Below are 14761 nucleotides of genomic sequence, written 5' to 3'. Positions count from 1 at the left end.
GAGGTCCCCATGACTGCCAGCAGAATCCGTAATGCCCTGGGCGGCGCGCTGATCCTGGCCATGACCGCCGTCGGGCTGCTGCCCGCGACGGCGTCCGCGACGACGTCGACGGCCACGTCCGTGGCCGCGTCCGCGAGAGCGGCGACCGTGGTGCCCACCGACAAGGGCGCCGTGCGCGGTGCCGTCTCCCAAGGCGTCGAGCGGTTCGTCGGCATCCCCTACGCGGCGGCTCCCACCGGCTCCCTGCGCTGGAAGCCGCCGCGGCCCGCGGCGCGCTGGTCCGGCGTTCGGGAGGCGACTGCCTTCGGCAACCCGTGCCCTGTTCTGCCGAGCGGCAACGGCCCGCGCAGCGAGACCGAGGACTGTCTCGACATCAACGTGTGGCGGCCGGCGGGAGCGAAGGCCGGCGCCCGGCTTCCCGTGCACGTGTTCATCCACGGCGGTGGCCTGACCAACGGCAGCGGCGCACAGAACGACGAGTCGAAGCTCGTACGGGAGACGGGCGTCATCGGCGTCTCGCTCAACTACCGGCTCGGCGTCTTCGGCTTCCTCGGACTCCCCGCCCTCACCAAGGAGGGCGGCGAGTCCGGCAACTACGGCTTCATGGACCAGCAGGCCGCGCTGCGCTGGGTGCAGCGCAACATCGCGGCCTTCGGCGGGAACCCCGCCGCGGTCACCATCGACGGCGAGTCCGCGGGCGGCTGGTCGGTCTGCGGACATCTGGTGTCGCCCGGCTCGCGCGGTCTGTTCGCCCGCGCCGTGCTCCAGAGCGGCTCCTGCCCCAGCGAGCCGCAGGCGCGGGCCGAAGCCGCCGGAACGGCGTTCGCCCGGCAGGCGGGCTGCGACGGCACCGACCAGGCGACCGTCCTCGGCTGCCTGCGGTCGGCTCCGGCGGGCTCGCTCCTCGATGCGAGCTCGACCTTGTCGTCCAGCTTCGTGGACGGGACGCCGACGTTCCCGGTCAACGTACGCGAGGCGGTGGACAGCGGGCGGTTCGCCCGCGTGCCCGTGGTCGTCGGCGCCAACCGTGACGAGGGCCGTACCTTCGCCCAGGGCTACATAGGGGCGGGCAAGGAGGCCTACGTCGGCTTCGTCCAGGGCGTCGCCGGGGACCGTGCCGACGAGGTCCTCGCCCGCTATCCCTGGCCCGAGACGTCGGACGCGTACACCGCCGCGTACCTCGTCGGCGCGATCATGACCGACTCGGGGATGATCGCCGGGATCGGCGGGTGCGGGCAGCGCTCGCTCGTGCGGACCTTCGAGCGGTACACCCCCACCTACTCGTACGAGTTCGACCACCGGACCGGGCCCGGCCTGACGCAGATTCCCGGTTACGTCTGGGGAGCCGGCCACGCCGCGGAGCTCGCTTACATCTGGCCCAGCTTCGACAACGGCACGCCGATCGCCCCGCTGTTCAACGCCGACGAACGGCGGCTGGCCCGCGAGATGACGCGGTACTGGGGCGCGTTCGCGAAGACCGGCCGGCCGCACGTCGCCCGGCAGGCCGCCTGGCCCGCCTACCACAGCGGCAAGGGGTTGACGCTGTCGCTGCGGGCGGGGGGCAGGAGTGTCCTGACCGACGACGCCCGGTTCTCCGCGGAACACCAGTGCTCGTTCTGGGACACCATGACTGTCACACACAGTTCCTGAGGACAGGGCGCGTTCGACACGGCCGGCAAAGGACGCGGCCGGCCCCGACGTCGACCAGCATGGTGCCGTAGGCGCAGCGCTTGCGGAAGGCGAACTCCTCCATTCCCAGCACTTGCGGGGAGCAGTCCTGCGCCCTCGGCGCTTGCAGCAGTTCGAGCAGCCGGGCCCGACCCCGACGCCATCCGCAGACGTCGGCGCAGCCGGGCGCCCGGTCGGCCGCCGAGCTCGATCGTGATCGACCGTAGCCCAACCGGGATTGACAGGTTGTTGCGGTACGAGGCCGGGATCACGGGCACACCCGCCCGGCTCTCCGCGGACACCTCTACCTGCCGGGCGACGAACTCCACCGCCTCGCCCGGCAGCTCGAACCGACCCCCGGGAGACCGACCGTACTTCGGGGTTCCGCTTCACACGCCTTTAACGCCAGGGACACGAGAGGGAATCGGGAGCCACTGAGCATGTTTTTGGATCCAATCCAGCGGAGATTTAATCCATTCTCAGGATCGGTGCCCAAGGAGGCCCCATGCCGGACCAAACATCTGGATCGCCCTCGACCGCCGCCGCCACCCCGTCATCGGTGTCGGCGATGGCGTCGCGGGACGTCTCGCGCCGGACGATGCTCCGGGGGGCCGGACTGCTCGGCGTGGGCGTGGGGTTCGGGCTGCCCGCCCTTCTCACCGCTTGCGGCGCGGCGGCCCAGGACGGGGGCGGCAGCGGCAAGGGCGGCACACTCACGCTGGCCATCGACGCCACCAGCGCCGTCAACGACCCGGCCTTCTACACCTCCCTGGGCGACTGGATGGCCGTCGACTGCATCTGCCGCGGTCTGACGTTCATCTCCTTCGAGACCAACGAGCCCACACCGGACCTGGCGGAGAAGTGGACCGTGTCCGACGACAAGCTCACCTACACCTTCACCCTGCGCAAGGGGGTGAAGTTCCACGACGGGACCACGCTCAGCTCCGCCGACGTGCTCGCCAGTCTCGGCCGCCAGTTCGACCCCGAGGACAAGACGCTGCCCAAGGGCGCGACCCGCCCGCTGGCGAGCATGGGCGCCAACGTCGCCTCGCTCACCGCGCCCGACGACATGACCGTGAAGATGGTCCTCAAGAAGCCCGACCGGACCGTGCTCGGCAAGCTGTCCGACATCGGCGGCCGGATCATCTCCAAGGCCGCACTGGACAAGTACGGCGCCGACATCGGCAAGCACCTCGTGGGCACCGGGCCGTTCGCCTTCTCCACCGCCACCTCCGGGCAGTCCATCACGCTCAAGGCCTTCGACGGCTTCCGGCTCGGCAAGCCCCCCATAGACCGGCTGGTGCTGCGCCAGGTCCAGGACCCCTCCACCATCGTCAGCTCGCTGCTCAGCGGCGACGTGTCGGCGACCCAGTTCGCCCCGTACTCCGCCGTCTCGCAGTTGCGCAAGGACAGCGCGGTGAAGGTGTACGACACCCCGCACAACGCCGACGCCATCATGATGATCGACGCCCGCCGGGTCCCCGAGCTCAAGTTGCGCAAGGCCATCAACCTGGCCATCAACCGCAAGGCCATCCTCGCGCAGGCGTTCTACGGCGTCGGCGCCGAACCCCGGGGCTACGCCATCCCGCCGGCCCAGAGCGGTTACGACACCGCGCTCGCCGACCTCAGCACCCAGGACACCGCGCAGGCCAAGCGGCTGGTCGAGGAGGCCGGCGCGAAGGGGCGCACCATCCGGCTGATGGCCGCCAGCGACTCCTGGCACCCCAAGGCGGCCCAGATCATCGCCCAGAACCTCACCGACGTCGGCTTCAAGGTGGCCACCACCTCGGTGGACCCGGCCACCTACTTCAGCCGGCTCCTGGACGGCGAGGACGCCTACCACGACCTGATGATCTGGGAGCGCAACACCTACGTGCCGGACCCCGACGACATGGTCGGCGCGATGGCGAGCCCCACCAGCATCTACGGCTCCAAGCTCTCCGGGATGGACACCCTGAAGGGTGCCGCCTCCCTGGCCGACGACCTCTACACGGCCAAGAACCTCACCGACACCAAGAAGCGCACCGCCGCGTACACGAAGATCCAGCGCCGGTGGGCCGAGGAGTACATGGTCCTGTCGATGCTGGCCTGCTTCAGCAACCTGGTCGTCAGCGGTGCGGACGTGAAGGGCATGAACACCGACGCGCTGGCCAACCACCGCTGTTACATGGAGAAGGCCAGTGTCTGAGGCCGGCGCCACGGTCGAGGTCGTGGCGGTGGAGGCGGCGGCCCCGGGTACGGCGGCCTCCCCGGTCCGGCACGGGACGGGACGGCGGCTGCTGGGCGCGCTGCGCCGGCGCAGGGTGGCCCGCTCCTGGCCCGCCCTGCTGGCCTGGCTGCTGCTGGCCGCCACGGTGCTGGTCGCCCTGCTCGGGCCGCTGCTCGTGACGGCCGACCCGCTGCGCCAGACCTCCTCGGCGCTGCTGGCGCCCGGGGCGCCGGGGCACCCCCTGGGCACCGACGACCTGGGCCGGGACGAACTGGCCCGGCTGGTGCACGGGGCCCGCCCGCTGCTGCTGGTGTCCTTCGCGGCGACCACGCTCGCGGCCGGCGTCGGCACCCTGGTCGGGCTGGTCGCCGGTTACGCGGGCGGTGTGGTCGAACAGGCGCTGATGCGGCTCGTGGACCTGGCGCTGGCCTTCCCGTCGATCCTGCTGGTGATCCTGCTGGTGGCGGCGGCCGGACCGGGCACGGTCAGTCTGACCCTCGGCATCGGTGTCTCACTGGCGCCGGGGCTGGCCCGGCTGGCCCGCACCCTGACCGCACGCGAGGCCGCCAAGGACTACGTCGTGGCCTGCCGGCTCGGCGGCACCGGGACGCCCCGCATCCTGCTGCGCGAGGTGCTCCCCAACATCGGCGGTCCGGTGCTCGCCCAGGTCGTCATGACGCTGTCGGTGGCGGCGGGGTTCGCAGCCGGGCTCTCCTACCTCGGCCTCGGCATCCAGCCGCCGACGCCGGACTGGGGCTACATGGTGCAGGCCGGGCAGGAGTTCGTGTACACCGCTCCCCGGCTGGTGGTGCTGCCCGCGGCCCTCACCCTGATGTTCGTCGTGGCCTGCAACTTCGCCGGCGACGATCTGCGGGACGCACTCGACCCACGGGGGACGGCATGAGCGCGGGCACCGGGGTGCTGACCCGGGTGCGTCTGCCCCGGCCGACGGGAGCGGCCTGGGTGTTCCTGCGCAGGCTGGCCGTGATCCCCGTCGTGCTGTTCGCGCTGGCCTCCCTGGTGTTCGTGGCGATACGGCTGCTGCCGGGCTCCCCGGCCACCTCGCTCGCGGCGGGCGGCAACACCGCCTCCGCCGGACAGTTCGACGCCAACGAGGAACGGGTCACCAAGGCCCTCGGCCTGGACCAGCCACTGCTCACCCAGTACGGCCACTTCCTCGACGACCTGGTCCATCTGCGGCTCGGTACCTCGTTCTACGGCTCCAACAGCGTCCTCGGCCTGCTCGGCGACGCGCTGCCCGCGACCGTGGAGCTCACCCTGGCCGCCATGACGGTGGCGGTGTTGCTCGGCGTCGTCACCGGTGTCGTCGCGGCGCTGCGCCGGGGCAGCTGGATCGACACCTCGACCCGGGCCGTGGCGACGGTCAGTTTCTCGCTGCCCTGGTTCGCGCTCGGCGTGCTCGCCATCGTGGTGTTCGGCGTGTGGCTGCGCTGGCTGCCGGTCCTCGGCCGGCTGCCCAGCACCCTCGACTACCGGCCCACCACCGGCTTCGTCCTGCTCGACGCGATTCTCCAGGACCGGCCCGAACTGGTGGGGCCGTGGTTCCAGCACCTGATCCTGCCCGCGGTGACGCTCGCGCTGTCGATGGCCGGGTTCATCACCCGGATCGTGCGCGCCTCCGTCCTGGAGGTGCTCGGCGACGACTTCGTGCGCACCGCCCGGATGAAGGGCCTCGGCGAGGGCGCGGTGGTGCGCCGGCACGTGCTGCGCAACGCCTGGCTGCCCATCGTCACCGTCCTCGGGCTCCAGTTCGGGTCCCTGCTGGGCGGTTCGGTGGTCACCGAGACCGTCTTCTCCTACCCGGGCGTCGGACGGCTGCTCGTGCAGGGCGTGCTGCAGCGCGACTACCCGGTCGTGCAGGGCGCGGCCCTCGCGATCGCCCTGCTGTTCACCCTCGTCAACCACGCGGTCGACCTGCTCTACACGGTCCTCGACCCGCGTCTACGCAAAGGATGATCCCGATGGACATCGTGCTGGTCCACGGTGCCGGCGGACGGCCCACCACCTGGTCGGCGGTCCGGCCGCTGCTCGCCGCCCACGGCCACCGGCTGGTCACGGTCACCAACCCGATGACCTCGCTCGCCGACGACATCGCCGAGACCACGGCCGCGCTCGCGGGCACCGAAGGCCCGGTGCTGCTGGCCGGACACTCCTACGGCGGCGCGGTGATCACGAACGTGGGACGCGATCCGCGGGTCGCGGGGCTGGTGTACATCGCCGCGTTCGGGCCGGACGAGGGCGAGACCGTCAACGGGATCGTCGAGCGCTACGAGCCCGCGGAGATCTCCAAGTACATGCGGCGCGGCCCGAACGGCGAGTGGAAGTCCGAGCCGAGCGCGGAGTTCTGGGCGGAGATCGGCCCGGACCTGTCGGAGGAGCAGCGGGCGGTCGTCGAGGCGGAGGGCCGTAAGGCCGAGAACCTGATCTTCACCCAGGCGACCGGGGTCCCGGCCTGGCGGTCGCTGCCCAGCTGGTACCTGGTCGCCGACGACGACCGCACCCTGCGCCCCGAGATACAGAACTTCATGGCCGAGCGGATGAAGGCGTCCGTCGAGCACGTGCCGGGCAGCCACTACACCACCCTGGTGTGGCCCGAGCGGGTCGCCGAGCTGATCCACCGGGCGGCGCTGGCCGTGGGCGGTGTCGTATGAACGCGCCGGAGGGCGTGCACGACGCGACAGCGCCGGAGGACATGCATGACTCGACCACGCCGGAAAGCGCGCACGGCGTGGCCCTTCCGGAGGCGGTGCTCGAAGTCCGTGGGCTGCGGGTGGGGTTCGACGTGCCGGCGGGCCGGCTGCCCGCCGTGGACGGGGTGGACCTGACGCTGCGCAGGGGCGAGATCCTCGCGCTGGTCGGCGAGTCCGGGTCGGGCAAGTCGGCGCTGTCGATGAGTCTGGTCGGCCTGAACCGCGGTCCGCGCACCCACATCGACGGATCCGTCTCCTTCCGGGGCCGGGAGCTGGTGGGGGCGTCCGAGCGGGAGCTGCGCCGGGTGCGCGGCAAGCAAGTGGCGGTGGTCTTCCAGGACGCGCTGGCCGCGCTCAACCCGCTGCACCGGGCGGGCGCGCAGGTCGCGGAGACGATCCGCGCCCATGGTGACGTCCCGCGCGCCACGGCCGCGAGCCGCGCCGTCGAACTGCTCGGCGAGGTCGGCATCGCGGGCCCGGCGCGGGCCGCCCGCGCCTATCCCCACCAGCTCTCCGGCGGCATGCGTCAGCGCGTGATGATCGCGATGGGGCTGGCCAACGACCCGGCGGTGCTGATCGCGGACGAGCCGACCACGGCGCTGGACGTGACCATCCAGGCCCAGGTGCTGGCGCTGCTGAAGCGGGTGCAGCGCGAGCACGGCACGTCCGTCCTGCTGATCACGCACGACCTGGGGGTGGTCGCGGAGGTCGCGGACCGGGTGGCGGTGATGTACGCGGGCCGGATCGTGGAGCAGGGCACCCGTGACGAGGTGCTGTTCGACCCGCAGCACCCGTACACGATGGGCCTGCTCGGCTCGGTGCCCCCGCTGCGCGGGCCGGTGCCCGAGCGGCTGCCGGCCATCCCCGGCGCGCCGCCCGCCGGTGTCGGACGGCCGCCCGGCTGCGGCTTCCGGCCGCGCTGCGCGTTCGCCCACGACGGCTGCGACAGCCGTCCGGAGCTGCGGCGGCGTCATGGCGGCCCGGCCCATCTGGACGCCTGTGTGCTCACCGCGGAGGCCCGGGTGCGAGCTCGGGCGGCCCAGGCAGCGGGAGCCGCTGTATGAGCGAGGTCCTGATGAGCGCCCGCGGGCTGCGGGTCGAGTACGCCGGCCGGGCCGGTGGCCGGGTGCGGGCGCTGCGGGACGTCGATCTGGACATCGCCGAGGGCGAGACGCTGGGTCTGGTCGGTGAGTCGGGGTGCGGCAAGTCCACGCTCGGGCGGGCGCTGCTGCGCGTGGTGGAGCCGTCGGCGGGCCGGATCGACTTCCTCGGCACCGATCTGACCCGGTTGCGCGGCCGGGCGCTGAAGCGGACCCGGGCCGAGCTCCAGATGGTGTTCCAGGACCCCTTCGGCTCGCTGAACCCGCGCCGCACCGTCGCCGACATCGTCGCCGAGCCGCTGCTGCGCGCCCGGGGCGCGAGCCGCGCCGAGGCGGAACGTGCCGTCGCCGAACTCCTCGAACTCGTCGGGCTGGGGGCCGAGGCCGGCGGGCGCAAGCCGCACGAGTTCTCCGGCGGGCAGCGCCAGCGCATCGGCATCGCCCGGGCCCTGGCGTCCTCGCCACGGTTCGTGGTGGCCGACGAGGCGGTCTCCGCGCTGGACGTGTCCATCCAGGCCCAGGTGCTGAACCTGCTGTCGGACCTGGTGCGCGACCGGGGCCTGACGATGCTGTTCATCTCCCACGACCTCGGTGTGGTGCGGCACATCGCCGACCGGGTCGCCGTGATGTACCTGGGCGAGATCATCGAGACCGCTTCCCGGGACGACTTCTTCGCCGGCCCGGCCCATCCGTACAGCGCCGCGCTGCTGGCCAGCGTGCCGGAGCTGCGGCCCGGACCGCCGGTCGAACGGCAGCCCCTGGAGGGCGAACTGCCGGACCCCGCGGACCCTCCGGAGGGCTGTCTGTTCCGGACCCGCTGTCCGTTCGCCACCGACCTCTGCCGCACCCGGCACCCGGAACTGCGCGAGATCGCACCCGGCCGCCGCGTCCGCTGCCACCTGCCCCTGGGGCCCGTGCCCGTGAGTGAGGACCAGCTTTGATCATCGACGCCTACAACACCACCCAGGACGTGCGCGGCCGTTCCGACTACCTGACGGGCGCCCGCAAGGGCGAGGCGCCGCCGCCCTACAAGCCCTTCGAGCCGCGCCGCATCCTCGACCGGATGGACGCCGCCGGGGTCGACATGGCGATGGTGTGCTCGCTCGCGCAGCGCATCGAGAACGACTTCATCGCCTCGCTGGTGGCCGCGCACCCGGACCGGTTCTTCGGCTTCGGCCAGGTGCTGCCGCAGGCGGACGACGCGATCGAGGAGATCGACCGGATCGCCGACGCCGGGCTGGTGGGGCTGAAGCTGCACCCGAGTCTGCACGGCTACCACGTCGCCGACCACGGGCTCCTCGACCCGGTGTTCGAGGCCTGCGCCAGGCGCGGGCTGCTGGTGCTGGTCAACGCATTGGACGACGCCTTCTGCGCGCCGCTGGCCATCGAGGAGATCGCCCGGGACCACCCCGAGGTGCCGACGATCATCGCGCACATGGGCGCGGTGTGGAACGTGCCGGAGGCGATCATCGTGGCCGAACGGCAGCCGCACATCTACCTGGAGACGTCCGCGACGCTGATGAGCGACGTGAAGCGGGCCTACGCCCGGCTCGGCCCCCGGCAGATCCTGATGGGCAGCGAGTGGCCCGGCTCGGACTTCGACCTGGAGCGCATGAAGATCGCCAAGGCGATCGAGGACGAGAAGGACCGGGCGCTGGTCGAGGGCGGCAACATGGCCCGCCTGCTGGGGCTCGACGCATGACCGCCGCACCCGTGGCCGTCCCGCCGGAGATGACCGAGCAGGACGCCGAACTCCTTTCCGTGGCACAGGCGTTGCTGGAGCGGGTGTGGCAGCGGGACCGGCACGAGGTGGCCACCGCGCTGCGCACCGCGGACGGCCGGATCCACACCGGCGTCCATGTCGAGGGCTCCTGCCGGCGCAGTTCGGTCTGTGCGGAGGGCGTCGCCCTGGGAACCGCGCGCGGCGCGCTCGCGCCCGGTGCGCCGCTGGCGGTGACCTCGGTGGTGTCGGTGCAGATCAAGCCCGCCGGACAGTTCCGGATCATCGCGCCGTGCGGGGTGTGCCGCGAACTCATCAGCGACTACAGCCCGGACGCCGTCGTGTGGATCACCACGGTCGACGGCGACCGCCCCGTCCCGGCACGCGCGCTGGACCTGCTGCCGGAGAAGAGCCGGCGTCGCTGGTGACAGCGAACCAGACCCCCGTATCCCCGAGGACAGGAGAGACATGCCGTCCGTCATCACAGGGCCAGGCGGCCTGAGCGTCCCCACCGGGCTCGACGTGCCCGCGCTCGCCGCGCAACTGGGCGGCAGCGGAACGCCGTTGCCGTGGGAGGAGCTGACCTGGCCGGAGGCCGGGACCACGGTCGCCGGCGGTGACGCCGTGATCATCCCGGTGGGCGCCACCGAACAGCACGGCCCCCATCTGCCGCTGGCCGTGGACACCCGGATCTGCGAGGCGGTCGCCCTGGGGGTGTCCGCGCTGACCGGCGTGCCGGTGCTGCCGCCGCTGGCCTTCGGCGTGTCCGCCTCGCACGGCGGCTTCGCCGGGACGGTGGCGCTGCGTCCCGAGACGCTGATCGCCGTCGTCGAGGACGTCATCGACTCCCTGTACTCCAGCGGCGTACGGCAGTTCGTCCTGCTCAACGGCCACATCTGGAACAACGGCGCGCTCGACGTGTCCGCCGAGAAACTGAGGGTGCGTCACCGGGACGCCCGGGTACGGGCGTTGGGGTACGTGACGATGTACCCGGGGCCCGAGGTCGACGGCCATGTCACGTACGGGCGTGCGCTGATGCACGCCAACTACTTCGAGACCTCGGTGATGCTGCACCTGGCGCCCGACCTGGTACGGATGGAGCGGGCCACCTCGCACGTCGACGTCGACTCCTTCTGGGACTACCGCATGGACCAGGTCAGCGAGACCGGCGTGTGGGGCAGGGACGTCACCGAGGCGAACGCGGCCCACGGGCGGGCGGAGTTCGACCGCTGTGTGCTCACCACCGCCCGCGCGGTCTCGGCGGCCGTGCGCGAGCCCTGGCCCAGCGCGGCCCACCGGCCCGGCGATCCGGCCTGAGCCGTCCGGCGTGAGCCTCCGAGGTCTCGCGCCTGAGCCATCGCGCCCGCGGAACCGCGCCGCCCGTTGCACGAACGACAAGGAGAACCCCCTTGGACCCCAGCATCACCCTGCCCAGGCTGCCCGCCTGCGAGCCCATGCTCATCGGCGGCACCTGGACCACGGGCGCCTCGGACCGGCGCATCCCGGTCCTCGACCCGGCCACCCGCGAGCCGCTGACCACGATCGCCCAGGCGGACGCCACCGACGTGGCCGCGGCGGTGGCCGCCGCCTCGGCGGCGCACCGCGACGGCCGCTGGCGCGCGCTGCCGCCCCGGGACCGGCGGGACGTCCTGCTGCGGCTCGCGGACCTGGTGGAGCGGGACGCCGAGGCGCTGGCGGTCCTGGACACCCTGGACAACGGCAAGGCGATCGAGCGGGCCCGCGGTGACGTGGAGCTGGGTCTCCAGGCGATCCGGCACTTCGCGGGCGCCCCGGCCCGGCTGACCGGCACGGTGCACCCCGCCGGGCCCGGCCGGCACGTGTACAGCGTGCGGGAGCCGGTGGGCGTGGTGGCCGCCGTACTCCCCTGGAACTTCCCCTTCATGATCGCCGCCTGGAAGCTCGCCCCGGCGCTGGCCGCCGGCTGCACCGTGGTCGTCAAACCCGCCGAGCAGACCCCGCTGACCGCGTTGCGGCTGGCCGCGCTGTGCCTGGAGGCCGGTGTGCCGGAAGGCGTCGTCAACGTGGTGACGGGCGACGGACGCACCGGGGCGGAGCTGGTCGCGCATCCCGACGTGGCCAAGGTGTCGTTCACCGGATCCACCGACGTCGGGCGGCTGATCATGGCCGCGGCGGCGCCGTCCGTCAAGCGGCTCACGCTCGAACTGGGCGGCAAATCCGCCAACATGGTGTTCGCCGACGCCGACCTGGACGCCGCCGTACCGGCCGCCGTACGGGCCGTGTTCGGGCACTCGGGACAGATGTGCACGGCGGGCAGCCGGCTGCTGGTGCAGCGCACGGTGCTGGCGGAGTTCCTGGACCGGATGCTGCCGGCCGTCGAGGCGCTGCGGATCGGCCCCGGGCTCTCCGGCGGGATCAACATCGGCCCGCTCGTCTCCCAGGAGCAGTTCGACCGGGTCATGGGCTACCTGGACCTCGGACTCGCCGAGGGCGCGAAGGCGGCCACCGGCGGCGAACCCCTGCCAGGATCCGGCTGGTTCGTACGGCCCACGGTGTTCACCGACGTCACGCCCGACATGCGGATCGCCCGCGAAGAGATCTTCGGACCGGTCGCCGCGGTGTTCCCCTTCGACACCGAGGAGGAGGCGATCGCGCTCGCCAACGACAGCGACTACGGTCTCGCGGCGGGCGTGTGGACCACCGACCTCGGGCGCGCGCACCGCGCCGCGGCGGCGCTCCAGGCAGGCACCGTGTGGGTGAACACCTACAACGAGTTCGACCCCGCCGTGGCGTTCGGCGGCAGCAAGCAGTCCGGTCTGGGCAGGGATCTCGGCGACGCGGCGGTCGACGGGTTCACCGAGCCCAAGAGCATCACGATGGCGCTGTGAGCGCCCCCGTGACGGCGCTGCCGCCGGCCCCCGCCGGATTCGACGTGGCCGCCGAACGGGCCCGCACCCCGGGCTGCGCGACCGGACACCACTTCAACGCGGCCGGGGCCGCGCTCCTCGCCTCCGACACGGTCGAGGCGGTCATCGCCCAGCTGCGCGCCGAGAGTCTGCACGGCGGCTACGAGGCCGCCCGGCTCGCCGCCGACGACCTGGCGGCCGTCTACACCCGTACCGGCCGCCTGCTCGGTGTCGACGCCGACGAGATCGCCCTGGTCGAGAGCGCCACCGCAGGCTGGCAGCGCATCGTGTCGGCGCTGCGGCTGCGGCCCGGGGACCGGGTGCTCGCGGCCCGCTCCAGCTATGTGAGCAGCGCCCTGCACCTGCTGGCCGCCGAGCGCGACACGGGAGTACGGGTGGAGGTGCTGCCCAACGGGCCCGACGGCGCGACCGACCTGGAGGCCCTGGAGCGGGCGCTGCGCACCGGTCCCGCCGCGCTGGTGACCGCGGCGCACGTGCCGACCTCGTCGGGCCTTGTCGAACCGGCCGCCCGCATCGGCGCGCTGAGCGCCGAGCACGGGGTGCCGTTCCTGCTGGACGCCACCCAGTCGCTGGGACAGCTGCCCGTCGACATGCCCGCCCTCGGCTGCGATCTGCTGATCGGCACCGGCCGCAAGTTCCTGCGCGGTCCGCGCGGCACGGGCCTGCTCGCGGTACGCCGTCCGCTCCTGGAACGGCTCGCACCCCAGGCGCCGGATGTCCGCGGGGCCCGCTGGACGGCCGAGCGCAGCTGGGAACTGGCCCCCGACGCACGGCGGTTCGAGCTGTGGGAGGCCGCCCACGCGCTGCGGCTCGGCCTGGGCTCGGCCCTGGCCGGCCTGCACGCACTCGGCCCCGCGACCGTCTTCGCCCGCCTCTCCGCCCTCGCCGCACGACTGCGCGAGCGGCTCGGCGCGGTCCCCGGGGTACGGCTCACCGACCCGCCGGCGGCGGGCGGGGCGATCGTCACCTTCGTGGTGCAGGGGCTCGACGCGAGCGAGGTCCAACGGCGCCTGGCGCTGCGGCGGGTGTACCTGATCGCCGTACCGGCCGACCACGGCCGCTGGGACATGGACCCGCGCGGACTGGCCGAGGTGGTGCGGGCGTCGGTGCACGTGTACACCGACGACGGCGACCTGGACGCCCTGGTGGAGGCGATCGCGGAGATCGCGGCGGACACCGGTGGGAGGGACCGAACGGCGTCGGCGTCGGCCACCGATGCCACGGGGACTGCGGCGGACACTTCCCGGACCCGCACCCCCCGCCCGCGCACCACGCCCGTCCGGGCGGCGGGGGGCGGCCGCCGGGACGCCGTGGTGGTCGGGCTCGGTGTGCACGGCGGCGCGGCGCTGCGGCAGCTCGCCGAGCGGGGGCTGGACGTGCTCGGGATGGAGCAGTTCGCGGCGGGGCACGACCGGGGCTCCTCGCACGGCGCCACCCGGATGATCCGCCGGGCCTATCCGCACCCCGACTGGGACGGACTGGTGGACACCGCCTACCGCGCCTGGGACGAGCTGGAACAGGCCGCCGGAACCCGGCTGTTGGACGTCACCGGCGGGCTCTACGCGGCCCCCGGGGAGCGGCCCGATCCGCTGCGCGGTCCGGGTTGCCGGACTGTGGACCGGACGGCCGCGGCCCGGATCTTCCCGGGGCTGCGGCTGCCCGAGGGCTTCACGGCGGTCCACGACCCGGCCGCCGGGATCATCGACGCCCCCGCGACCCTGCGCGCCCAGCTCGCCCTCGCGGAGCGGGCCGGGGCCACGATCGCCGACCGCACGCGGGTCACGGGCTGGCGTCCGGACGGCGACGGGGTCGTCGTCCGGACGACGGCCGGGGAGGTGCGGGCCCGGCGGCTGGTGCTGTGCGCCGGGCCGTGGACGCCGTACCTGGTGCCGTCGCTGGCCTCGCACCTGACGGTCACCCGGATCGTGAACGCGTACTTCGCCGCGGATCCGGCGGGGCCGCTCGGGCCCGGCGGGCTCGGCAGCTTCTCGGTCGATCTGCCGGAGGGGCTGCTCTACGGTTTTCCGGCCGCCGACCGCCGGGGGCTGAAGGCCGGCCTGGACGCCGGTCCCGCGTGGGATCCGGATGCGGCCAGACCCGCCGCGACCGCCGACGAACTGGCCCTGCTGACAAGGGCGGTGGCCTGGGTGCTGCCCGGTGCGGGCCCGGTCACGGAGAGCCTGACGTGTCTGTACACCATGACACCGGACCGACGGTTCCTGGTCGGTGAGGTGCCCGGGGTGCCGCAGGCGCTGCTGGCCTCGGCCTGTTCGGGGCACGGCTTCAAGTTCGGCCCGGCGATCGGGGCCGCCTTGGCCGACCTGGTGTGCGAACTCCCGCGCCCGGACCTGGACTTCCTCTCCCCCGCGCGGCTGGTCGCCGACGGTGCCCGGTGAAGGCCGCCACCGGGGCGGCCCGGGCCGAGGACGGGTGCGGGCGCGGGTGCG

The 14761-nt window shown here is 73.2% G+C and carries 12 protein-coding genes; all 12 read left to right on the top strand.

The genetic code is table 11. From position 1 onward, the window contains the following. Positions 1–9: 9 nt before the first annotated feature. The 12 genes from ACFWPS_RS26750 (at position 10) to solA (ending at position 14710) form a co-directional block, all read left to right on the top strand. On the top strand, positions 10–1650 hold the full coding sequence (locus ACFWPS_RS26750) for a carboxylesterase/lipase family protein (RefSeq protein ID WP_383708802.1): 1641 nt from the start codon (positions 10–12) through the stop codon (positions 1648–1650). Between the two features lie 523 nt (positions 1651–2173). Then, on the top strand, positions 2174–3856 hold the full coding sequence (locus ACFWPS_RS26745; protein WP_383708800.1) for an ABC transporter substrate-binding protein: 1683 nt from the start codon (positions 2174–2176) through the stop codon (positions 3854–3856). Then, a complete protein-coding gene (locus ACFWPS_RS26740; protein WP_383708799.1) occupies positions 3849–4781 on the top strand; it encodes an ABC transporter permease in 933 nt (310 codons plus the stop codon). The genes ACFWPS_RS26745 and ACFWPS_RS26740 overlap by 8 nt, the downstream gene beginning before the upstream one ends. Next, positions 4778–5854: an ABC transporter permease gene (locus ACFWPS_RS26735; protein ID WP_383708798.1), complete on the top strand. Its 1077-nt coding sequence runs from the start codon at positions 4778–4780 to the stop codon at positions 5852–5854. Before ACFWPS_RS26740 ends, ACFWPS_RS26735 begins: the two co-directional genes overlap by 4 nt. A gap of 5 nt (positions 5855–5859) precedes the next feature. Beyond that, complete coding sequence (locus ACFWPS_RS26730) at positions 5860–6549, top strand: alpha/beta hydrolase (protein WP_383708796.1); 690 nt, start codon at positions 5860–5862, stop codon at positions 6547–6549. Between the two features lie 41 nt (positions 6550–6590). After that, the gene (locus ACFWPS_RS26725) at positions 6591–7652 is read left to right on the top strand and encodes an ABC transporter ATP-binding protein (protein ID WP_383708821.1); all 1062 of its coding nucleotides are present in this window, start codon (positions 6591–6593) and stop codon (positions 7650–7652) included. Continuing rightward, the gene (locus ACFWPS_RS26720) at positions 7649–8629 is read left to right on the top strand and encodes an ABC transporter ATP-binding protein (RefSeq protein WP_383708794.1); all 981 of its coding nucleotides are present in this window, start codon (positions 7649–7651) and stop codon (positions 8627–8629) included. Before ACFWPS_RS26725 ends, ACFWPS_RS26720 begins: the two co-directional genes overlap by 4 nt. Continuing rightward, complete coding sequence (locus ACFWPS_RS26715; protein WP_383708792.1) at positions 8626–9390, top strand: amidohydrolase family protein; 765 nt, start codon at positions 8626–8628, stop codon at positions 9388–9390. The genes ACFWPS_RS26720 and ACFWPS_RS26715 overlap by 4 nt, the downstream gene beginning before the upstream one ends. Then, on the top strand, positions 9387–9836 hold the full coding sequence (locus ACFWPS_RS26710) for a cytidine deaminase (protein ID WP_383708790.1): 450 nt from the start codon (positions 9387–9389) through the stop codon (positions 9834–9836). The genes ACFWPS_RS26715 and ACFWPS_RS26710 overlap by 4 nt, the downstream gene beginning before the upstream one ends. Before the next feature lie 40 nt (positions 9837–9876). Further along, positions 9877–10725 (top strand): creatininase family protein, encoded by an 849-nt coding sequence (locus ACFWPS_RS26705; protein ID WP_383708788.1) that lies wholly within the window; start codon positions 9877–9879, stop codon positions 10723–10725. A gap of 92 nt (positions 10726–10817) precedes the next feature. Beyond that, positions 10818–12275, top strand: coding sequence for an aldehyde dehydrogenase family protein (locus ACFWPS_RS26700; RefSeq protein WP_383708786.1), 1458 nt, complete (start codon positions 10818–10820; stop codon positions 12273–12275). Next, positions 12272–14710, top strand: a complete 2439-nt coding sequence (solA, locus tag ACFWPS_RS26695) for an N-methyl-L-tryptophan oxidase (RefSeq protein ID WP_383708784.1) — start codon at positions 12272–12274, stop codon at positions 14708–14710. The genes ACFWPS_RS26700 and solA overlap by 4 nt, the downstream gene beginning before the upstream one ends. Positions 14711–14761: the final 51 nt, after the last annotated feature.

The organism is Streptomyces sp. NPDC058457, assembly GCF_042720695.1.
In the GTDB taxonomy this organism is placed as follows: domain Bacteria; phylum Actinomycetota; class Actinomycetes; order Streptomycetales; family Streptomycetaceae; genus Streptomyces.
This window is presented reverse-complemented; position numbering and strand designations above follow the sequence as displayed.

What these genes read in the sequence shown, in the direction of transcription:
- ACFWPS_RS26750 (WP_383708802.1), top strand. Translation starts at nt 10, where the DNA reads ATGACTGCCAGCAGAATCCGTAATGCCCTGGGCGGCGCGCTGATCCTG.
- ACFWPS_RS26745 (WP_383708800.1), top strand. Translation starts at nt 2,174, where the DNA reads ATGCCGGACCAAACATCTGGATCGCCCTCGACCGCCGCCGCCACCCCG.
- ACFWPS_RS26735 (WP_383708798.1), top strand. Translation starts at nt 4,778, where the DNA reads ATGAGCGCGGGCACCGGGGTGCTGACCCGGGTGCGTCTGCCCCGGCCG.
- ACFWPS_RS26730 (WP_383708796.1), top strand. Translation starts at nt 5,860, where the DNA reads ATGGACATCGTGCTGGTCCACGGTGCCGGCGGACGGCCCACCACCTGG.
- ACFWPS_RS26725 (WP_383708821.1), top strand. Translation starts at nt 6,591, where the DNA reads ATGCATGACTCGACCACGCCGGAAAGCGCGCACGGCGTGGCCCTTCCG.
- ACFWPS_RS26720 (WP_383708794.1), top strand. Translation starts at nt 7,649, where the DNA reads ATGAGCGAGGTCCTGATGAGCGCCCGCGGGCTGCGGGTCGAGTACGCC.
- ACFWPS_RS26710 (WP_383708790.1), top strand. Translation starts at nt 9,387, where the DNA reads ATGACCGCCGCACCCGTGGCCGTCCCGCCGGAGATGACCGAGCAGGAC.
- ACFWPS_RS26705 (WP_383708788.1), top strand. Translation starts at nt 9,877, where the DNA reads ATGCCGTCCGTCATCACAGGGCCAGGCGGCCTGAGCGTCCCCACCGGG.